Below are 19,347 nucleotides of genomic sequence, written 5' to 3' on the forward strand. Positions count from 1 at the left end.
GTATGCGTGCCAGCTACCGGCGCCGGCGCGAGATTCTGGTCGCCGCGCTGTCCGGATTCGACGTCGGCATCAGCGGCGTGCCCGCCGGATTGCACCTACTGCTGACCCTGCCCGCCGGGGCCGAACAGACGGTGCTGCGCCGTGCCGCTGAGGCCGGCGTCGCGCTGGCCGGGTTGGCGCGCCTGCGTCATCCGCTGGCGGCGGCTGAGGCGCCGCAGCGCGATGGCGTCGTGATCAACTTCGGCACGCCCGCCGACCATGAGTTCGCCGGGGCGGTACGCGCCCTCTGCCAAGTACTGCGTGACAACGGGCTGGCCGGCTAAAGAGCCACCTTTGCCGCCGTGCGTTCCCAAAGTTCGCCGGCCAGTCGCGGATCGTAGGCCGCTCGATTGGCTTTGGCGACTTTGTGTTTGACGTAATACTCGCCCGCCCGCCAGTCGGTGCCGGGAGTGCTGGAGGCGAGCCAGACCAATTGCTCGGCACCCTGCTCGGCGCTCGCGGTGAACTTGGCGATCACCGGGACGTTGTTCTTCATGAACAGCAGGAACCGCGAACCGGACGCTTCGCCGAAATTGGAGTTGACGTAACCGGGGTGGAACGTCGCGGTCGATATTCCGCGTTCGTGGTATCGGTGATGCAGTTCTCTGGTGAAGAGGATGATCGCCAACTTGGTGAGCGCATAGGCGAAGCTCGGCCGGCGCCCCTCGGTGTGCTCGAGATCGGCGACTTTGACCCGCGGCACCAGTTTGTGGGAGTTGCTGGTGGTGTTGACCACGGTGGCGCGGGAGTCGATGAGCACATCCAGCAATTGCGTGGTGAGCAGAAACGGCGCCAGGTAGTTGACCTGATAGGTCTTCTCCAGGCCGTCGGCCGTGATCTCCGGCTGCTTGCACATGCCGCCCGCATTGTTGGCCAGCACGTCGATGCGCGGGTATTCGGACTTGATCTTGTCCGCCAGCGCCCGCACCTGGGACAGGTCGGCGAAGTCGGCCACGAAGTAGTCCGCGCCGATTTCGTTGGCCACCGCGGTCGTCTTGCTCTGCGAGCGACCGACCACGACGACGTTTGCCCCTTCCCGGCTCAACCGGCGGGCCGCGGCGGCGCCGATGCCGTCGCTGGCACCGGTGATGACAATCGTCCTGCGTGTCATATCGATGGCATCCTTTGACACTGACTGACCGTGGGTAAAAGACAGCTTAGACTCACGTCAGCGAGTAGCGGACGGGCAGGTGCTTGAGGCCACCGACGAAGGTTGTCGCGATCAACTCCGGATCACCGTCCAGCTCAATGGATTTCAGGCGTGGCAGGAGTTCGGTGAAAAAGCTGGCGACCTCCATGCGGGCCAGCGCGGCGCCCATGCAGAAGTGCACGCCGTACCCGAAGGCGACGTGCTTATTTGGCTCACGACCGACGTCGAAGCGGAACGGGTCGTCGAAAATCTCCTCGTCGCGGTTGGCCGACGCATATGACATCAGCACCGAATCGCCCTCGGCGATCGGTACGCCGCGAACCTCGACGTCCTTGGCGGCGGTCCGCATGAACTGCTTGACCGGGGTGACCCAACGGATCATCTCCTCGGTCGCCTGCGGCATCCGGTCGAGGTTTTCGCGCAGCCAGTGCAGCTGACCGGGATTCTCGATGAGTGCCTGCAGGCCGCCTGCGATGGTCGCGCTGGTGGTGTCGTGTCCGGCGGTGGCGACGATCAGGTAGTAGGACACCGTGTCGATGTCCGATAGCGGCTCGCCGTCAATGCGGGCGTTGGCGATCGCCGAGGCGAGATCCTCGGTGGGGCTTTCACGACGCGATGCGGTCAATTCGTTGAAATAGCCGAACATCTCGAGCAGCGACGCGATCTGTTCCTCGGCGGTGGTGCCGCGCTTGAATTCGCTGTCGTCAGCGCCGAACAACTCCTGCGTCCAGCGCAGCATCCGGGAGAAGTCAGCCTCCGGCACCCCGAGCAACGACATGATGACGTAGAGCGGAAAGTTCACCGCGACCTGCTGAACGAAATCGCACGCCGGCCCCACCTCCACCATCTTGTCGACGTAGATCTTGGCCAGCTCGTCCACCCGCAGCTTCATCGCCCGCATTGCCTTGGGACGGAACCAGTCCGAGCCGATGGCACGCACCACCCGGTGCTGTGGGTCGTCCAGGTGAATCAGCGTGCGAATCCCCAGCGCCTCGGCCTGCTCGTCGCCCTCGGCGGTCGCCAGCACCGGCCTCGGCCAGTTGGTGAACACCGTGTTCTCCCGCTCGATCGTCATGACGTCGGCGTGCTTGGTGATCGCCCAGAAGGGGCGGTAATGCGGTACGTCCACCCACGACACCGGGGCGTTGGCGCGCAGGTGGGCCAGCGCCGCGTGCAGCCGGCGCTCGTCGGTGAAGGCCTGCGGGTCGGCCAGGACCCGCGCGGCCTCGTCCATCGTCGGAGCGCTCACAGCCGACATCTCCTCACCGCCGAAACTCTCCTCACTGCCGAAACTCCTTCAGTGCGGCCCGAATACAGTCCTGTGACGCGGCATAGAAGATCGGCAACACCCGATCGGCCACCCCGCTACAGCGCTCGCGTAGCGCCGCGCCGACTTCCTCGATCGGGGCGACCACCGCAAAGGTGCCGAGCATTTCGTCATCAATGAGCGACCCCATGGTGTCCCACTCGCCCCGCTTGGAGAGCCGGTGCAACTCGTCGTGCAGATCGCCCCAACCGTGTAGGTCGAGCACCTTGCGGTAGGCGGGCGTGGACCCGTAGAACGCGATCTGTTTGCGGGCGGCGGTCATGGCTTTGGCCAATTCGCCGTCGGTTGTTCCGGTCGCGACCATCACTTCGGCCGATATCTCGAAATCACCGCGGTCTCGCCCGGCGCGCTGCAGGCCGCGCAGCAGCACCGGCGTCGTCACTTCGGTGAGGTACCGCCGGGAAACCATGGGGTGGCCCAGGTGACCGTCGGCGATCTCCCCGCAGATCTCGGTCATCGCCTCACCGACGGCGGCCAGGAAGACCCTCGGCGTCCCGTACGGGTGCGGTTCGGGAGTGAACATCGGCGTCATGATCTTGTGGGTGTAGAACTCACCCTCGAAGCGCAGTTTGGTGCCGTCGCTCCAGGCCGACCAAATCTCGTGCAGGGCCGCGACGAATTCGCGCATCCGCCGGGCCGGATGACTCCAGGGCATGCTGAATCGCTTCTCGATGTGGGCCTGGATTTGGGTGCCCAGGCCGAGGATGAACCGGCCGTTGGAGTAGGCCTGCAGGTCCCAGCCCAGGTTGGCGACGATCATCGGGTTGCGCGCGAAGGCCACCGCGATGTTGGTGCCCAGCTCGATTCGCGAGGTGTGCTCGGCGGCCAGCGCCAGCGGCAGGAACGGGTCGTGGCTGGTCTCGGCGGTCCAGCCGCCGGCGCAGCCCTGCTCTTCCAGAGCGATGGCCGCGTCGATGACCCGGTCCAGTCTGTTGGGTATGCCCCCGTCGATCTTGAGGGCCCCGCGCGACATAGGGCAAAAGCTACAGTAAGCAATTCGGTAGGGTCAACGTCAGCCAACTCCGCAGCGCTGCGCGGCCGCGCTACAGTAAGCACTTCGGTAGGTATCGACCGGCGAGTGAGGACTGCAGAGCATGGCTGAGGCCCCCAAGAAGCCCGCCGATTGGGCCGCGACGCTCGAGGACCTCGAGGCGCGTCGCCGGCACTCGCTGGGGATGGGCGGGCCGGAGCGCCTGGACAAGCACCGCGGCAAAGGCAAGTTGGACGCGCGTGCCCGCATCGAGCGGCTGCTGGACCCGGGCACGTTCCGTGAGATCGGCACGCTGGTCGGCGGCGAGGTTGCCGCGGACGCGATCGTCACGGGCTCGGGCCTGATCAACGGTGTGCCGGTGATGGTGGGCGCCGAGGATTTCACCACGCTGGCCGGAAGCATCGGGCCCGGCGGCAATTCGAAGCGATACCGGATCGCCGAACTGGCTCTGCGCGACCGCATTCCGCTCGTCATGCTGCTCGACGGCGCCGGCTTCCGCCCGACCGGTGGACATTACGGGCGCAGCCCCACCGACCTGCTGGCCCAGACGCAGTGCTCCGGCCGGGTCCCGACCGTCGCCGCCGTGCTCGGCCCGTCGGCCGGCCACGGTGCTCTGGTTGCCCCGGTGTGCGACTTCCGGATCATGAGCCGGCAGGGGACCATCTTCACCGCCGGACCACCCGTGGTGAAAGAGTCCACCGGCGAAGAGATTTCAAAGGAAGACCTGGGCGGGCCGGACGTCGCGCTGCCCAGCGGGGTGATCCACAACGTCGCCGAGGACGATGAATCCGCACTCGACGACATCCGCCGCTACCTGTCGTACTTCCCACCGAGCGCGTGGGCCTATCCGCCGTCGCTGGCGGCGGACGAGACCACCCAGCCCCGGCCGACCCCCGAGTTGCTCAACGTCGTCTCCCGCGACAATCGACGCGTCTACGACATGCGCGCGGTGCTCGACGTCGTATTCGACCGGCCGGACTGGTTCGAAGTGCAGCCCGCCTTCGGCCGGGCGATCATCTGCGCGCTGGCCCATCTGGGCGGACACCCGGTCGCCGTCGTTGCCAACCAGCCTCGGGTACTGGCCGGGTCCATCGACTCCGACGCCGCGGACAAGGCCGCGCACTTCATCCTGGTCGCCGATTCCTTCCATTTGCCGATCGTGTTCCTGGCCGACAATCCCGGCATGCTGCCCGGTAGCCGCTCCGAACGCCAGGGTGTGCTGCGCAGCGGGGGGCGGATGTTCGCCGCGCAGACCGCCGCAACCACGATCAAGTTGCACGTCACCCTGCGGAAGGCCTACGGGTTCGGCTCGATGGTGATGTCGCTGCTCGGATTCGACCATCAATCGGCCACATTCGCCTACCCGGGCGCCACCATGGGCGCCATGAGTGCCGCGGCGCTCAGTCGCGCATCCAACGCCGGCGAGGACCTCTCGGCCAAGCTGCGTGACGCCGAATTGCAGGCGTCCTACCGGTCGGCCGAACACATGGGGTTCGACGAGCTCATCGATCCGGCCGAGACGCGGGACGCGCTGCTGGCCGCACTGCAGCGGGCGCTGTCGGCCCGGCAGGCGATCGCCGAGCCGGTGACCCGCGCGGTCATCCTGCCGTAGTTGGCTTGCGCCACTAGTCGCGGTAGGCCCGCACCACCGGCTCTAGCTCGTCGGGCGTGGCACCGTGCAGGATCACCGCGTCGGCGCCATAGTCGAATTCGCGGCGGATGCGCTGCGCGCACTGTTGCGGCGATCCGGTGGCCGAGGGCTCCAGCCATTCGTCCGGGATCAGTGTGGCGATGTGCTCGATCTGCTCGGGCGTGGCCTTGTGGTCGATGCCGCCGGCGATCGAGGTGACCACCGAATCCTCGCGGAACCGTTGCAGGACAGCGGGATCCCAGTTGTTGGTCTGCACCAGCAGGTCGCCGTAGCCCTGCAGGTAGGTGGCCAACCGGGCGACGGTCTTCTTCAACCGCAATTGCTCGGGCAGGTGGTCGCCCACCGTGGCGAAGCATGACCACACCCGGACGCTGGCGGGATCACGACCGGCCTGCTCCGCGGCGGACTTCACCGTGGCGACGGCCCGCTGCAGCGTCTCCGGGGTGAAATAGGTGTGCAGGATGACGTCGTCGAAGGCCCGGCCGCCCAGCGCCAGCGTGTTGGGCCCGAACGCCACCAGCGCCAGCCGGATGTCCTCGTCGAAATCCCGGTCGAGGAACAGGATCGGGTACTTGCCCATCGGGCCGTCGTGGTTGAAGATCACCTCCCCATGCCACAACCGGCGCATCACCTGGGCCCAATCCTCCATCTGCGCCGTGGTCACCGCCGGAATGCCGAACGCCCCATAGATCGCCGCGATGCCACGCCCGATGCCCAGGGTGAAGCGCCCGCCCGAGAGCCGGTGCATCGTGGTAGCCCACGACCCGGTGATCAGCGGATGCCGGGTGTTGTGATTCGTTGCGGCAGTGGCGATCTGCATGCGGTTGGTCACCGCACACGCCGCGCCGACGAGAGACGACGCCTCCTTGATGTTCCAGCGTTCGGAGATGAACGCGGTGCCGAAACCGAGTTCTTCCCCGCGGCGCGCCTCGTCCATCAGCGTGGCCGGGCCCTCGCCACCCGCGCCGGCGAGCAGGTAATAGCCCAATTCGTCGAGAACGCTCAAACCCACACTCCTTGCTTGTAGCCACAGTTCCAGACCTCGGTGATCCTGCCGTCCACGACGCGGAACACCTCGATGCTCGCCACGTTGGTCTCGGCGCCGTTGGACGTGATGGCCGAGTCGTAGACGATAGCGACGTGCTCGTCGTCGGCGACGACGATGTTCAGCGCGAAGCGCAGCGAGTCGCACACCTGCCACATGTCGGCGACCCGCTGCACCGCCTCGGCGTGGGTCAACGTGTGTGCCCCGCCCGGCTCGTGCCGAATGACGCTGTCGCCCAACAATTCCTCAGCCAGCTCGAGGTTGCGCTCGTTCCAGACCACCAGGTTGTAAAGCTCGACCACCTCGCGCGCGGTGCGGACCGCAGCCATCACCCGGACACGGCTTCCTGCAGGAACCCCTCGGAAACCCGGCGCACCCTGCCGGACAGGACGTGACTGACATGCCCACCGGCATACCAGTACAACCGGCCGCCCCACTTCTCCTGCAACACCAAAGCCGGCTCCAGCATGGCCATCCGGTCGTGCCGTGCAGCGACGATGAGCCGACGATCCGGTGGTGGCGCCGGGTCCGCCTGTAGCGGGTCTATCACCGTCGTGAGCCGAGCCACCACGTCGGACTGCAACAGCTTGCGGTAGTCGCTGCGCGACGATCCCGACCGGCCCAGGTGCCGGGCGATCATCCCGTTGAGCCCCAGAATGGGCGTGTACAGCGCAACGGCGTCCACGTCGCGCTCGAAATGCGACACCAGCGCCGCGACCGGGCTGCCCATCGAAACCCCGGCCACCACAACGGCAGTCGCTTGCCGTCGCACCCAGCGCACGACGGCGCGGATCTCCGACACCGACCGCATCATGCCGGCGACGTTGCCCAGTGGATCCATGTCCGGATAGGTGGGCCAATGACCGCGCCGACTGCCGTGACCGGGCTGAATCGGCATCGCGACGTTGAAGCCCAGCACCCGGTGGATCCGGTCGATCCGCGACATGAGCATGTCTTCGGCGCCACCCTGACCGGCGCCGTGAATCCACACCAGCCACGGTCGCGGCCCGTCGCGATGCCGGCACAGGTGGACCGCCGCCCGGGCCGGACCGCCAAAGCCCTCGTCGGCCAACGTTTTCGGTAAGCCCGGATCGTGTTCGAACGTCATCCGTTCGTACGCCAGCCCGGCGATGCGTCGGCGTTTGATGGCGTGTACCCGCAGCGGTGCCGGCTCGGCGTGTGCGCCGTCGATGCCGAGTTGCGACAGTTCCTCTGCCACCGGCAGGCATCCAGTGAGCGAGCGCACCGATTTCGGCGCTCCGCCGCCCAGCACCGAGAAGCCGGTCAGCACAAGCTCGTCCAGAAATATCTCACCGAACTGCCGCACGGTGCGCGGAGCCGCCGGAACAAGCCCGGTCGATCCGGTGGCATCGGTCCGAAGACCGGAGATGGTGCGCGGCAACACCATGCCCAACTCCCGGGTGATGCCCAACCCCCGCATGGCCCACGACATATCAATCACCTACCTCAGCTTGAACCCGGTGTACCCGGTGGCCGCGACCTCATCGCGGCGTCGCCGGTATTCGGGGATTCCGCCGGTATATCAACCGATGCAGCATGTACAGGCCGGAGAATCCGGCGCCGATCACGATGACGTCGAAGTCAGGTTCCATCGCCGGTCACCTTCGGGACGAGCCCAGATGCCATGAAGCTCCTTGCCGCGCGGTGGGCCGAACTGCTGAAATCTATACTGTAACGGATTTAGTATCAGCCGGACGGAGGCATCGGCAAGTGAAAGTCCCGTTCACCTGGAAGGTCACCGGGTGGTTCATGATCGGGTGGTCACCCGAATTCCCGGTCGGTGAGGTGCGGCCACTGCGGTACTTCGGTGAGGACCTGGTCGCCTACCGCGACGAGTCCGGCGACCTGCACGTGCTGGAAGCCCACTGCAAACACCTCGGCGCACATCTCGGCCATGGCGGCAAAGTGGTCGGTGACTGCGTGCAATGTCCGTTCCACGGCTGGCGCTGGGGACCCGACGGCACCAACCGCTACATCCCCTACCAGCCGGACCGGCCCAATCGGGGGCTGAGGCTGCGGGTCTACCCGGTGACCGAGCAATACGACTGCGTTTTCGCCTGGCATCACCCGCACGGCGAGCCGCCGCAGTGGGAGATGCCGGACATTTTTCACAAGTTCCCACAGTTCGAGACCGACCCGCGGGCCTATTACCGCGCCTATCCGGAGTTCTCGCGGCGGGCCGAGCGGGAACCCGTGCATCCGCAGATCGTGGCGGAGAACGCCCCCGACAGCGCGCATTTCGAGTATGTACACCACGCGACGGTGACCCCGCGGGTGCTGGAGTGGAAGATCGACGACCACGAGTGGCAGTTCGTCGCCGGTTGGCCGGACGCGCGCAGCGACAACCCGGAGGACCTGGCGCTGCGGTTCCACAGTCACCTGTTCGGTCTCGGTGGCGCGATCAGCGCCTTCGAGGGCGCGCAGAACCATCGGCTGATCTTCACCTGCACACCGGTCGACGACGAATGCTCGGACCTGTTCTATTCGATCTGGTGGCCGCGAAACCCCGGCGATGACGCGCCGGTGCCCGACGGCAAGCTCCGCGACCTCATCGAACGGCAGTTCCTGTCCACCGTCTTCGACGACCTGGAGATCTGGCGCTACCAGAAGTACGTCGAACACCCGGCGCTGTCCAAGGTCGACGCGAAAGGCTACATGGCACTGCGGAAGTGGGCCACCCAGTTCTACGACGTAGCGCCACGCGACTCCGCGAGCGCGTCGGCATGACCGACACCGCTTCCGGGACGCACGGCGGATTTCCCGACATCAAACCCGCCGACGCACCACACCCCGAATTGGGCGAGTTCGTGGCGGCGCTGCGCCGGTTACAGGATCTCACCGTGTCGACCAATCCCGATCCGGCGCTGTGGATCGGCGCGTCCCGCCTGATAAACGACGCCTGTGCGCTACTCGAGTGCCACCAGGCGCCGGAGACTGAGGCGCCCGGTGGCCGAGTCTTGGACCTGCCCGGGTTGGGCCATCCCCTGCTGCCGCCCTGGATGGTCACGGCGGCCGGGCCCGACGGTGTCACCATGGAAGGACTCTTCACCAGGGCACACGTCGGCGGAAACAACGCCGTGCACGGCGGCATGATTCCGTTGTTCTATGACTGGCTCTTCGGCATGGTGGTTTCCACCGCCGACATTCCCCCCACCCGTACGGGTTATCTGCATGTCGATTACCGGGCCATCACCCCGATCGACGAACCGCTCACGGCGAGCGGCCGGATCGAGCGAATCGAGGGCCGGAAGGTTTTCATCGCCGCGTCTATGAAAAGCTCGGACGGTGCGATCCTCACCGAAGCGTCCGGGCTGATGGTTCGCCTGTTACCCCACCAACCGTAGTCTCGCGAGCAGACGCAAAAGCACCCGGCGCGCGGCGCAAAAGGGCACTTTTGCGTCTGCTCGGCGGAAGGAGTGCTGTGCCCGAATTCACCGTTCCCGCGGTCGCGGCTGCCGTCGCCGCCGCGATACCTGACCGCGAACTCGTCGTCCAGGGCGACCGGCGCTACACCTACGCCCAGGTCATCGAGCGGTCCAACCGGCTGGCCGCCTTCCTGCACGCGCAAGGGCTGGGTTGTCACACCGAGCGCTCCGAGCTGCCGGGCCACGAGGTCGGTCAGGACCTGCTGGGCCTGTACGCCTACAACGGCAACGAGTTCGTCGAGGCGTTGCTCGGCAGTTTCGCCGCCCGCGTCGCACCGTTCAACGTCAATTACCGCTACGTCAAGAACGAGCTGCAGTACCTGCTGGCGGACTCGGGGGCGACCGCACTGCTTTACCACGCGGTGTTCGCGCCGCGGGTGGCCGAAGTGCTTCCCGAGCTGCCAAAGCTGCGCGTGCTCATCCAGATCGCCGATGACTCGGGTAACCAATTACTAGATGGTGCAGTCGATTACGAGAGCATCATGGCCGGCGCCTACGAGACGCCGCCGGTGCAGCACTCCCCCGACGACTTGTATGTCCTCTACACCGGCGGCACCACCGGCATGCCCAAGGGCGTGCTGTGGCGCCAGGCCGACATCTTCATGACGTCCTTCGGCGGCCGCGATCTGGTGGGCGGGCAGTTCGTATCTTCCATCGACGAGATCGTGACCCGGGTGAGCGCGGGCCCGGGCACCAAACTGATGGTGTTGCCGCCGCTGATTCACGGTGCCGCCCAATGGAGTGTGATGACCGCGCTGACCACCGGGCAGACCATCGTATTTCCCTCGGTCGTCGACCATCTGGACGCCGAGGAGGTGGTGCGCGCGATTGAGCGCGAACACGTGGCGGTGGTGACGGTGGTGGGTGACGCGATTGCGCGGCCGCTGGTCGCCGCGATCGAGAAAGGGGTCGCCGATGTCTCGTCGCTGTTCGTCATCGCCAACGGCGGTGCGCTGCTGACGCCGTACGTCAAGCAACGCCTCATCGACGTGCTGCCCAACGCGATGGTGATCGACGGGGTCGGGTCGTCGGAGACGGGTGCCCAGATGAGCCACCTGTCGACGTCGGGTTCGGTGTCGACCGGCAACTTCACCGCGGGTCCGGATACATTCGTTGCGGCCGAGGATCTTTCGTCGATTCTGACACCGGGCCACGACGGCATCGGTTGGTTGGCGCAACGCGGCTATGTTCCGCTGGGCTACAAGGGCGATGCCGCGAAGACGGCGGCGACCTTCCCGGTAATCGACGGCGTGCGGTATGCGGTGCCCGGCGACCGGGCCCGTCATCACGAGGCCGGCCACATCGAGTTGCTCGGCCGGGACTCGGTCACCATCAACTCCGGCGGCGAAAAGATCTTCGCCGAGGAGGTCGAAACGGCGATCGCGTCGCATCCCGCGGTGGCCGACGTGGTGGTGTCCGGACGCCCGAGCGAGCGGTGGGGCCAGGAAGTCGTCGCGATCGTCGCGCTTGCCGACGGCGCCTACGCCGAGGCCGACGAGTTGGTCGCGCACGCCGGAAAGTCGTTGGCGCGCTACAAACTTCCCAAAGCCATCGTGTTCCGTCCCGCCCTGCAGCGCAGCCCCTCGGGCAAGGCCGACTACCGATGGGCGCGGGAACAGGCGCTCAACCCCTAGCGCTCGACGACCCCCATCGCGGACTGCGCACGCCGCTCGTAGAAAGCCCGTTCGGCATGGTCGATGTCGTCGAGCAACAGCGTGTCCGCGCCGATCCTCCGATTGAACCACCGTCGGCCGCGTGCGCCGAGCATCGACACCACCGGCCCGACGAACCGGGCCGGCCGGGGTACCGATACCTGCGTGCGCGGTTTGTCCAGCGCCGAGACGATGGCGGCGGCCACCACGTCGGGCTCCACCGGTCGGCCCACGCCAGAGGCCTTGGTCCCGGCGATCAGATCGGTCTGGGTGAAGGGTGGCAACACGACGCTCACTTGCACGCCGTGCGGAGCGATTTCGTCGGCCAGCGCCACGCTGAGTCCGACGACGCCGTACTTTGTGGCGGCATAGACCACCTGCCCCGGAATGGCCATCACGCCGGCCATCGATGCGATGTTGACGATGTGACCGCGACGCCGGGCCACCATTTCGGGCAGCACCAGCTGGCAACCGTTGAGTACGCCATAGAGATTCACCTCGAGGGCGGACCGAATGGCTTGTGCCGGTTGATCGGTGAACGGACCTACGGGCATCACTCCGGCATTGTTGATCATCACATCGATGCCGCCGCCGCTGCCGGATCGAGCCAGGCCGAGAAACTGAGCGAACGAATCCCGGTTCGCGACGTCCAGTGGGTAGCCCAAAACCGCGCCGGTAAGGCTCAATTCGGCAACAGCCTCGTGGAGCGCGGCGGCGTCGCGGTCACCGATCACCACCAGCGCACCACGGACCAGCAATGCCTTCGCCGTCGCGAACCCGATGCCCCGGGCGCCGCCGGTGACGACGACCGTTCGGCCGCGGACTCTGTCCATCCCGAACCTCCCTACCGCAGTTCCTCGAGGATCGTCGCGATCACTTCTTGGGGCAGGCCGGCCGGAAATCCCGGCAGCACCCGGTCCACCGCGCCGTCGCACCGTTCCCGCAGCGCAGATGCGACCCGGTCGACCGGCGCCACGACGGCGAAGGCGTCGAGCACCTCGTCGTCGATCAACGCACCCATGGCGTCCCAGTCGCCCCGACGTGACAACCGGTGCAACTCGGTGTGTAGGTCCGCCCAGCCGTGCAGGTCGAGCACCCGGAGGTAAGCCGGCGTCGACCCGTAGAACGCGATCTGCTTTCGCACCGCGACGGCGGCATCGAACATCTCACCTTCGGTGCGGCCCGTCACCACGAACACCGGGCAGGACACCGCGACCTCACCGCGCGCGCGACCGGACCGCCGCAGCCCGCGTTGCAGTGCCGGGAGGGTCACTTCGTCCAGGTACCGCGCGGTGGTGAACGCGTGAGCGATCACGCCGTCGGCGACCTCGCCGCACAGCTCGGTCATGGTCTCGCCGACGGCGGCGACGAAAACCCTTGGCGGCGCGCAGTTCAGCGGTTCGGGGGTGAACATGGGCGTCATCAGCGTGTGGGTGTAGAAGTCACCCTGGAAGTTGAGCCGGGAGCCCTGCTGCCAACTGTCCCAGATCGTTCGCAGCGCGCAGATGAACTCGCGCATCCGCGGCACCGGGCGGCTCCACGGCATACTGAACCGCTTTTCGATATGAGTCCGGATCTGGGTGCCCAGGCCCAGGATGAATCGACCACCGGAGTACGACTGCAGGTCCCAGGCGGTGTGCGCGACGGTCATCGGGTTGCGGGCGAAAGCCACCGCGATGCTGGTGCCCAATTCAATCCTGGACGTGTGCTCGGCCGCCAGCAGCATGGGCAGAAAGGGATCGTGGTTGATCTCACCGGTCCAACAGCCGTCGTAGTGACGCCGTTCGAGTTCGGCGGCGACGCCGGGCGCCCGTCGCGGTTCCATGGGGATGCCCCCATCGATCTTGATGCCGGCGCGCGCAGAGGCACCGCTCATGCGTGTGGACGTTACTGTAATTAATTCGGTAGGGTCAACCGGTGCATGCACTGGGCGAGGCGATACTGGGTGGCTGGCGATTGGAGTCTTTCGTATCCCGCGATGTCGCGACCGGCCAGCTCCGGCGTCCGTTCGGCGAGCACCCGTCCGGCCTGATCCTTTACACCAATGACGGCCATATGTCGGCCCAGCTGACGCCCGGGCCCGGCAGCGAGTTCATCTCCTACGGCGGACGGTTCCGCGTTGACGAAGCCGCGGGCACGGTCTACCACGACGTCGCGATCGCGACGTTGCCGGAGTTGTTGCAGCAACCGCAGATTCGCAACGCACGGGTGGACGGCGATCGGCTGACCTTATCGGCGAGCATCACGTCGCCGGAGGGCACCACCACGCACAGCACCCTGGTCTGGCGCCGCGACCCGGGCTAACGCAGCACCCGCACCGGCACGTTGCTCCAGCCGGCGACATTTTGCATGTTGACCCGTTGGCAACCCGCCCAGTCGACCTGGTAGCGCGGCATGAATTCGAGCATCCGCTCCAGTGCGACGGTGCTCTCCAGGCGCGCAAGGGCCGCGCCGAGACAGCTGTGGATGCCGTAGCCGAGTCCGAGGTTCTGCGCCTGAGTGCGGTCGCGGTCGATCTCGAAGGTGTCCGGATCGGTCCAGGCCAGCGGATCCCGGTTGGCCGAGCCACCCACCAGGAACACCGGTTTTCCGGCCGGGATGGTCTCGCCGTGCAGGCTGACCTCACGGGTCGAGCGTCGCACGTTGTACTGCGCGGGCGCCTCGTAGCGCAGCAGCTCCTCGACCGCGAGCGGGACCTTGCTGCGATCCGCGAGCAGCTTGCGCCACTGGTCGGGATTGCGGGCGAACACAACGGCCGCGTTGCCGATGAGCTTGGTGACCGTCTCGGCGCCGGCGCCGCCCAACAACGTGGCGAATTCGGTGATCTCGACGTTGTCCAGCGGGGCCATTTCGCCGTTCTCACGCTCGATCTCGGCGCGGATCAGCCTGCTCAGCAGATCGTCACCCAGGGCCTCCCGGCGCTGCTTGGTGAGACGGTAGTAGTAGATGGCCATGTCGACGGCGGACTTCAGACCGGCCTCGCCCATCTCGACTTCGCCGGGCGCGCGGTGCAACAGGTCGTCGATCCACAACCGGATCTGCTGGCGATGCTGCTCCGGCACCCCTTGCATGGTCGTCATCACGTCGACGGGAAACAGTGCCGAGAAGTCCTGAACGAAGTCGAAACCGTCCGGGTCGACCGCGGACAGGTACTTGTCGACAACCTGGGTCACCAACGGCCGCAACGCCTGGATGGCGCGCGGGGTGAACACCTTGTTGAGCAGGCCGCGCATCCGACGGTGCGCGGGCGGGTCCATGGCGATGATCGAACCGTGCTTGGTCACTTCGCCTTTGCGCACCTGCGCCAGGTCGACTCCGTACGCCGAGGAGTAGGTCTGGTGGTCCTTGAACGCCGCGGCCACATCTTCGTGACGGGTCAGGGCGTAGAAGTCGTATTCGGCGCTGTAGTACACGGGAGCCTCGGCCCGCATCCGGCTATACGTCTCGTACGGGCTGTTGAAAAACTCTTCGGAAAACGGGTCGAACACCACCGCGGCAGTGGTCACCGGAGGTCCTCCGGTGTCTGGATACGGCGACGGGTTCTGTTGCGCTGCAGCACAAGCTGGTCAGCGCACTGATCCTCGGCCACGTTGCGACCTCTCCCCGATGGGCGTGGAATGATCAACGGTAATGGTTACAGTATTATAGTCAAGTGTCCTTGGCACCACGAAAGCGAGAATCGCCGCAATGAACGACGTCGCCATCATCGGAGTGGGCCTGCACCCGTTTGGCCGGTTCGAAGGAAAGTCCGCGATGCAGATGGGCGTCGACGCGATCTTCGCCGCGGTCAAAGACGCCGGTGTGCAGTGGAGCGACATCCAGGCGGCGACCGGTGGCAGCTGGACGGTGGCCAATCCCGACGCGATCGTCGGCATGGTCGGACTGTCCGGCATTCCGTTCACCAACGTGTTCAACGCATGTGCCACCGCGGCCAGCGCGGCGAAGGCCTGCGCCGACGGAATCCGACTGGGAGACTATGACATCGGAATCGCGATCGGGCTGGACAAGCACCCGCGCGGTGCGTTCACCGAAGATCCCGCGCTGGTCGGCATGCCGCGCTGGTACGCCGAGAACGGGCAGTACCTGACCACCAAGTTCTTCGGGATGAAGGCCAACCGGTACCTGCACGACCACGGCATCTCGCAGCGGACCCTGGCCAGGGTCGCCGCCAAGAATTTCCGGAACGGCGTACTGAACCCGAATGCGTTCCGCCGCAAGCCGATATCCGAGGACGACATCCTGGCGTCGGCGATGCTGAACTACCCGCTGACCCAGTACATGTTCTGCGCCCCGGACGAAGGCGCCGCCGCGGTGGTGATGTGCCGCGCCGACATCGCGCACCGCTACACCAGCAAGCCGGTCTACTTGAAGGCCGCCGAGGTCCGCACCCGCCGGTACGGCGCCTACGAGGTGAACACGACGTTCGCCCCCGTCGAGGAGGATGTCGCGCCCACCGTCTACGCCGCGCGCGCCGCATTCGACAAAGCGGGCGTCAGTCCGGACGACGTGGACGTGATCCAGTTGCAGGACACCGATGCCGGCGCGGAGATCATCCACATGGCCGAATGCGGTTTCTGCGCCGACGGGGACCAGGAGAGGCTGCTGGCCGACGGCGCTACCGAGATCAACGGCGCGATGCCGGTCAACACCGACGGCGGCCTGATCGCCAATGGGGAGCCGATCGGTGCGTCAGGCCTACGGCAGATCCACGAGATCGTGCGGCAACTGCGGGGCCAGGCCGGTGACCGCCAGGTCCCCGGTGAACCGAAGGTCGGCTTCGCTCAGCTTTACGGGGCGCCTGGCACGGCCGCGGCGACAATCCTGACCACGTGAACACACCCAGCGCTCGTGCACCGATGTCCGCGGCTACCTCCGAAGCGACTCAGGGCAAGACGGGGACAGCTGGCAGCCCATCGGTGACCCGCGCCGGATTGTGCCAGTTGCGACGCTCGCGACATTGGAGCACCACGGCAGCGGCCACAACTACGCAAATGGCAGCCGGCACGAGCAATGCGTTGCCGCCCAGGCGGGCGCCGCTCAGTATTCCGGCAATCGCGCCGGTGAGGAACAGCAACAGCGTCACGGACAGGATCGCAACCTTCCACTTGTCGATTCCGTGGTGACGGCTGCGCCCCAGCATGAGTCCGAGGTCGGTCACGGTGCCGGTGAAATGGGTGGTGCGGACCGACATGCCGCGAAAGCTCGAGGTAAGGCCGTTTTGCAGACCGAGCGCCGCTGCCGCCAGCAACGCCTGGACTGCGGTCTCCTCAATTCCGAGGGCAGCAAGCTGCGCCTTCAACGCCTCGATTTCGGAACCCGCTGCAGCAAGCAGAAGCAGCACGGCTTCGATGAGCAGCACCGCCGCGTGCCGGGTGCTGCGAGGGCCGCGGGCGTACGCGAGCAGCGCCCCGGCGATGGCCGCTCCGACCAAGAATCCCAGCAGGATGGCCACCAGCACGTGACTCTCGTATCGCCACGGGTTGGCGGTGTCCATGCCGAGCTGAGTTGTGACGCCAGTCAGGTTGCCAACCGGCACCGCGAAGACGAGCAACGCCACCGCGTTGACGAATCCGGCCGCGGCCGCAAGCGCCGCGCAGTAGGCGAGCATTCGTCCCTGAGGTGGCAAGTCACCAACGCTCATCGAGTTCCCCTCCAAGTCTCACCTGCGCGATTGCGGATTCATCGGCGCTGCCGGTGATCACAAGCAATGTTGCGCGGTGCGGCTTGCGGGATCCTTGAAGGATTCTTGCCGACAGAGCGGCTGTGATGAAGCTCGCCCAGGTCGCGACCTCGCGACCGGCTCAGGACGCCTTTGTCGCCGGCGGCGCATAGGCGGGCTTGCCGAGACCCAGCACATGTTGGGCGATCATGTTGCGGAAGACCTCCAGCGTGCCGCCGTAAATGCCTGCCAGCGGAGCGAATCGGTAGAGGTATTCCGAGGTCCCGCCGTCCGCGGCACCCTCGGTCTCGATCGGCAGCACCGAGGCCGGGCCCGCGATGTCCATCAGGTCGGGTCCGATATCGCGCATCGTCTGCGCCTGCGCGACCCTGCCGAAGATGCTCGGCGTGGACAGCGCCGCCTCCAGCCGTGCGGCGCTGCGACCCAGCCGGTATGCCACGGATCCGTCGTCGATCGGCCGCGCCCCATCGGGTCCCGGCTGCGCGGCCCGGGCCGCCACCGCGTCCACGGCCGCGGACATGAACCCGGTTTGGTGCTGCATGATCGCCACGTCCTGCAGCCCGTCCGGCGCCGCCGCAACGGCACCGTGCTCGGCGTCCAGCGGACCGCGTAGCACCGTCCAACCGCCGTTGACCTCGCCGAGCAGATACTTGTCGTCGACGCGTACGTCGCTGTAGTAGACGATGTTGGTCCGGTCTCCATCCACCGTGCGGATGCCCTGGATTTCGATGCCGGGCAGGCCGAGCGGGACCAGAAACATGGTCAGGCTCTTATGCTTTCGCGCCGTCGGGTCGGTGTTGGTGATCAGGAATACGTACTGACAATTGTGCGCGCCGGTGGTGAACATCTTCGAGCCATTGATGATCCAGCTCGACCCGTCCCCCTCCGGCACCGCCCGCGTCTTACAAGTCGCGACGTCCGAGCCGCCCTCGGGCTCGGTGTAGCCCAGGCACATCCGCACCTCGCCGGTGAAGACCTTCGGCAGCACCTCCTCGACCAGTTCGGGTTTACCGAACGCGGCCACCGCACGCGCCACCATCGCCGTGGTCCCCCACGTCACCCACGGCGTGTGCACCCGCCGCTTCTCCAGCTCCCAGATGCGGCGCCGGACTCGAGTGAACCCACCGTCGGCCGCCGACTTCCATTCCTTCTCCAGATAACCGGCCGCACCGATCGCCAGATGCACACCTTCATCGAAGTTGTCACCGGTCTCGCGGTCGCGGCGGCGAACCTCATCGGTCACGTGTTCGGCAAGGAATGCCCGGACCTCGGCAAGAAAAGCCTGGTCGTCGTCGTCGAGTTCGACGCGCGCGAAATCCATTGCCCTAGGCTCCTTCTCGCTCGGCGACCAGTCGGCCCACCTGCTTGGCCGTGAGGCCCGGATCGCCGCCGGCCAGCGCCCAACCCCGGGCACGGACCAGATAGGCCGTTGCGGCCGCCTCCACCGACACGCCGAGGCCGCCTTGGATGTGGACCGCCATGGTCGCCGCTTTGGGCGCCTCTTCGGCCATGAACACGAACGCGCACCCGGGTAGTTCCGGGCGCTCGTCCGGCTCGTTGTCGAGGAACCACGCGGCGCGCCGGGCCAGGTTACGGCCACCCTGAACGGCGATTGCCATGTTGGCCAGGGGATGCGAGATGGCCTGCAGTGTCGAGATGGGCACACCGAGGGTGTAGCGCGTCTTGGCGAACTCGGCGGCAATGGTCATGGTCTGCTCGACGAGACCGGTCAACGCCGCCGCGGTCAGCACCCGCCACTCGTCGACGGCACGGCGGTAAGCGGCGATCGCCTCGGGGCCCGAACCAAGGACCGTCCGTGAATCCGCCGCGTCCGGGTCCACCCAGGCCATCGGCAACTGCCCCAGGTTGGGCACCCGCGTCGGGCTGGTCGCGAACGTCAGCAACGCCACCTCGTCCCCGTCCCGGACGATGAGGCCGTCGGCAATCGCTGCGGACGGGATGAGTCGTTGTCCCGAAACGGGTTCCGGCGCAATTTCGAGACCGATGATGCGGCTGCCCTCGAGCATCTCCGGCGCGACGGCGCCCAGCCGTTCCGCGAGCCGCACCGCGCAGACGTGGTCGATCCAGGGCACCGGCGCGAGCACCCGACCGAGTTCTTCGGCGACCAGCGCCAGATCCACCAGCGTCGCGCCGTCCCCGCCGGCGTGCTCCGCCACTGCCATCGAAGTGGCGCCCGTCGCGCACAACCGTTCCCACAGGCTCTTGTCGAATCCCGTTTCCTGGGCGGCCCACACGGTCTCGATCGGGCAGTGGGTCTCCAGAAGTTGGCGGTAGGCGTCCTGCAGAGCCTTGTGGTCCTCGCTCAGGCTGTAGTCGACACGGCGCAATTCGTAGCGATCCATCGG

General features: G+C 66.6%; 18 protein-coding genes and 1 pseudogene. 7 read left to right on the forward strand and 12 right to left on the reverse strand.

Annotated elements, in window-relative coordinates; translation table 11 throughout:
- A pseudogene (locus A9X01_RS30780) lies at window positions 1-323 on the forward strand (PLP-dependent aminotransferase family protein); the annotation flags it as partial.
- On the opposite strand, the gene A9X01_RS27995 reads toward A9X01_RS30780, so the two are convergent.
- Genes A9X01_RS27995 through A9X01_RS28005 form a run of 3 tightly spaced genes read right to left on the reverse strand, consistent with a single transcriptional unit; the run spans window position 320 to window position 3,489 of the window.
- Window positions 320-1,150, reverse strand: a complete 831-nt coding sequence (locus A9X01_RS27995; RefSeq protein ID WP_065123827.1) for an SDR family NAD(P)-dependent oxidoreductase — start codon at window positions 1,148-1,150, stop codon at window positions 320-322. The pseudogene A9X01_RS30780 and the gene A9X01_RS27995 sit on opposite strands and share 4 nt — an antisense overlap.
- A gap of 52 nt (window positions 1,151-1,202) precedes the next feature.
- Window positions 1,203-2,423, reverse strand: a complete 1,221-nt coding sequence (locus A9X01_RS28000; RefSeq protein WP_065123828.1) for a cytochrome P450 — start codon at window positions 2,421-2,423, stop codon at window positions 1,203-1,205.
- 46 nt (window positions 2,424-2,469) lie between these two features.
- Window positions 2,470-3,489: an LLM class F420-dependent oxidoreductase gene (locus A9X01_RS28005; RefSeq protein WP_065123829.1), complete on the reverse strand. Its 1,020-nt coding sequence runs from the start codon at window positions 3,487-3,489 to the stop codon at window positions 2,470-2,472.
- A 121-nt stretch (window positions 3,490-3,610) separates the two neighbouring features.
- On the opposite strand from A9X01_RS28005, the gene A9X01_RS28010 reads away from it, so the two are divergent.
- Entirely contained in the window at window positions 3,611-5,119 is a 1,509-nt protein-coding gene (locus A9X01_RS28010) for an acyl-CoA carboxylase subunit beta (protein ID WP_065123830.1), read from the forward strand.
- Window positions 5,120-5,132: 13 nt separating this feature from the next.
- Here the strand turns inward: A9X01_RS28010 and A9X01_RS28015 are convergent, their stop codons facing one another.
- From A9X01_RS28015 to A9X01_RS28025, 3 genes are read right to left on the reverse strand one after another with little or no spacing between them, the layout of a single operon-like run.
- A complete protein-coding gene (locus A9X01_RS28015; RefSeq protein WP_065123849.1) occupies window positions 5,133-6,197 on the reverse strand; it encodes a TIGR03857 family LLM class F420-dependent oxidoreductase in 1,065 nt (354 codons plus the stop codon).
- The gene (locus tag A9X01_RS28020; protein ID WP_065123831.1) at window positions 6,161-6,532 is read right to left on the reverse strand and encodes a nuclear transport factor 2 family protein; all 372 of its coding nucleotides are present in this window, start codon (window positions 6,530-6,532) and stop codon (window positions 6,161-6,163) included. Before A9X01_RS28020 ends, A9X01_RS28015 begins: the two co-directional genes overlap by 37 nt.
- Window positions 6,532-7,656, reverse strand: a complete 1,125-nt coding sequence (locus tag A9X01_RS28025) for a PHB depolymerase family esterase (RefSeq protein WP_065123832.1) — start codon at window positions 7,654-7,656, stop codon at window positions 6,532-6,534. The genes A9X01_RS28020 and A9X01_RS28025 overlap by 1 nt, the downstream gene beginning before the upstream one ends.
- A 278-nt stretch (window positions 7,657-7,934) precedes the next feature.
- On the opposite strand from A9X01_RS28025, the gene A9X01_RS28030 reads away from it, so the two are divergent.
- The 3 genes from A9X01_RS28030 to A9X01_RS28040 all read left to right on the forward strand — a co-directional run bounded on the left by A9X01_RS28030 (window position 7,935) and on the right by A9X01_RS28040 (window position 11,283).
- Entirely contained in the window at window positions 7,935-8,951 is a 1,017-nt protein-coding gene (locus A9X01_RS28030; RefSeq protein ID WP_065123833.1) for a Rieske 2Fe-2S domain-containing protein, read from the forward strand.
- Window positions 8,948-9,568, forward strand: a complete 621-nt coding sequence (locus A9X01_RS28035) for a PaaI family thioesterase (RefSeq protein WP_065123834.1) — start codon at window positions 8,948-8,950, stop codon at window positions 9,566-9,568. The genes A9X01_RS28030 and A9X01_RS28035 overlap by 4 nt, the downstream gene beginning before the upstream one ends.
- A gap of 77 nt (window positions 9,569-9,645) precedes the next feature.
- A complete protein-coding gene (locus A9X01_RS28040; protein WP_065123835.1) occupies window positions 9,646-11,283 on the forward strand; it encodes an acyl-CoA synthetase in 1,638 nt (545 codons plus the stop codon).
- On the opposite strand, the gene A9X01_RS28045 is transcribed toward A9X01_RS28040, so the two are convergent.
- Window positions 11,280-12,134 carry an SDR family oxidoreductase gene (locus A9X01_RS28045; protein ID WP_065123836.1) on the reverse strand — a complete coding sequence of 285 codons (855 nt, stop codon included), beginning with the start codon at window positions 12,132-12,134 and terminating at the stop codon, window positions 11,280-11,282. The genes A9X01_RS28040 and A9X01_RS28045 overlap by 4 nt on opposite strands.
- A gap of 11 nt (window positions 12,135-12,145) precedes the next feature.
- The gene (locus tag A9X01_RS28050; RefSeq protein ID WP_065123837.1) at window positions 12,146-13,177 is read right to left on the reverse strand and encodes an LLM class F420-dependent oxidoreductase; all 1,032 of its coding nucleotides are present in this window, start codon (window positions 13,175-13,177) and stop codon (window positions 12,146-12,148) included.
- Window positions 13,178-13,218: 41 nt separating this feature from the next.
- Between A9X01_RS28050 and A9X01_RS28055 the strand changes: the two genes are divergently transcribed.
- Window positions 13,219-13,605, forward strand: a complete 387-nt coding sequence (locus A9X01_RS28055; RefSeq protein ID WP_065123838.1) for a lipocalin-like domain-containing protein — start codon at window positions 13,219-13,221, stop codon at window positions 13,603-13,605.
- Here A9X01_RS28055 and A9X01_RS28060 read toward each other — a convergent pair.
- Window positions 13,602-14,807: a cytochrome P450 gene (locus tag A9X01_RS28060; protein ID WP_065123839.1), complete on the reverse strand. Its 1,206-nt coding sequence runs from the start codon at window positions 14,805-14,807 to the stop codon at window positions 13,602-13,604. The genes A9X01_RS28055 and A9X01_RS28060 overlap by 4 nt on opposite strands.
- Before the next feature lie 181 nt (window positions 14,808-14,988).
- On the opposite strand from A9X01_RS28060, the gene A9X01_RS28065 reads away from it, so the two are divergent.
- Window positions 14,989-16,134, forward strand: coding sequence for a thiolase family protein (locus A9X01_RS28065; RefSeq protein ID WP_065123840.1), 1,146 nt, complete (start codon window positions 14,989-14,991; stop codon window positions 16,132-16,134).
- A gap of 49 nt (window positions 16,135-16,183) precedes the next feature.
- Here A9X01_RS28065 and A9X01_RS28070 read toward each other — a convergent pair whose 3' ends face one another.
- The 3 genes from A9X01_RS28070 to A9X01_RS28080 all read right to left on the reverse strand — a co-directional run bounded on the left by A9X01_RS28070 (window position 16,184) and on the right by A9X01_RS28080 (window position 19,344).
- The gene (locus tag A9X01_RS28070) at window positions 16,184-16,942 is read right to left on the reverse strand and encodes a DUF1275 family protein (protein WP_253849452.1); all 759 of its coding nucleotides are present in this window, start codon (window positions 16,940-16,942) and stop codon (window positions 16,184-16,186) included.
- A 160-nt stretch (window positions 16,943-17,102) separates the two neighbouring features.
- Window positions 17,103-18,302: an acyl-CoA dehydrogenase family protein gene (locus A9X01_RS28075; RefSeq protein WP_065123841.1), complete on the reverse strand. Its 1,200-nt coding sequence runs from the start codon at window positions 18,300-18,302 to the stop codon at window positions 17,103-17,105.
- 4 nt (window positions 18,303-18,306) lie between these two features.
- On the reverse strand, window positions 18,307-19,344 hold the full coding sequence (locus A9X01_RS28080) for an acyl-CoA dehydrogenase family protein (protein WP_065123842.1): 1,038 nt from the start codon (window positions 19,342-19,344) through the stop codon (window positions 18,307-18,309).
- Window positions 19,345-19,347: the final 3 nt, after the last annotated feature.

This window comes from Mycobacterium asiaticum, assembly GCF_001668675.1.
GTDB lineage: Bacteria > Actinomycetota > Actinomycetes > Mycobacteriales > Mycobacteriaceae > Mycobacterium > Mycobacterium asiaticum_D.

What these genes read in the sequence shown, in the direction of transcription:
- A9X01_RS27995 (WP_065123827.1), bottom strand. Translation starts at nt 1,150, where the DNA reads ATGACACGCAGGACGATTGTCATCACCGGTGCCAGCGACGGCATCGGC.
- A9X01_RS28000 (WP_065123828.1), bottom strand. Translation starts at nt 2,423, where the DNA reads ATGGACGAGGCCGCGCGGGTCCTGGCCGACCCGCAGGCCTTCACCGAC.
- A9X01_RS28005 (WP_065123829.1), bottom strand. Translation starts at nt 3,489, where the DNA reads ATGTCGCGCGGGGCCCTCAAGATCGACGGGGGCATACCCAACAGACTG.
- A9X01_RS28010 (WP_065123830.1), top strand. Translation starts at nt 3,611, where the DNA reads ATGGCTGAGGCCCCCAAGAAGCCCGCCGATTGGGCCGCGACGCTCGAG.
- A9X01_RS28020 (WP_065123831.1), bottom strand. Translation starts at nt 6,532, where the DNA reads ATGGCTGCGGTCCGCACCGCGCGCGAGGTGGTCGAGCTTTACAACCTG.
- A9X01_RS28025 (WP_065123832.1), bottom strand. Translation starts at nt 7,656, where the DNA reads ATGTCGTGGGCCATGCGGGGGTTGGGCATCACCCGGGAGTTGGGCATG.
- A9X01_RS28035 (WP_065123834.1), top strand. Translation starts at nt 8,948, where the DNA reads ATGACCGACACCGCTTCCGGGACGCACGGCGGATTTCCCGACATCAAA.
- A9X01_RS28045 (WP_065123836.1), bottom strand. Translation starts at nt 12,134, where the DNA reads ATGGACAGAGTCCGCGGCCGAACGGTCGTCGTCACCGGCGGCGCCCGG.
- A9X01_RS28050 (WP_065123837.1), bottom strand. Translation starts at nt 13,177, where the DNA reads ATGAGCGGTGCCTCTGCGCGCGCCGGCATCAAGATCGATGGGGGCATC.
- A9X01_RS28065 (WP_065123840.1), top strand. Translation starts at nt 14,989, where the DNA reads ATGAACGACGTCGCCATCATCGGAGTGGGCCTGCACCCGTTTGGCCGG.
- A9X01_RS28070 (WP_253849452.1), bottom strand. Translation starts at nt 16,942, where the DNA reads ATGAGCGTTGGTGACTTGCCACCTCAGGGACGAATGCTCGCCTACTGC.
- A9X01_RS28075 (WP_065123841.1), bottom strand. Translation starts at nt 18,302, where the DNA reads ATGGATTTCGCGCGCGTCGAACTCGACGACGACGACCAGGCTTTTCTT.
- A9X01_RS28080 (WP_065123842.1), bottom strand. Translation starts at nt 19,344, where the DNA reads ATGGATCGCTACGAATTGCGCCGTGTCGACTACAGCCTGAGCGAGGAC.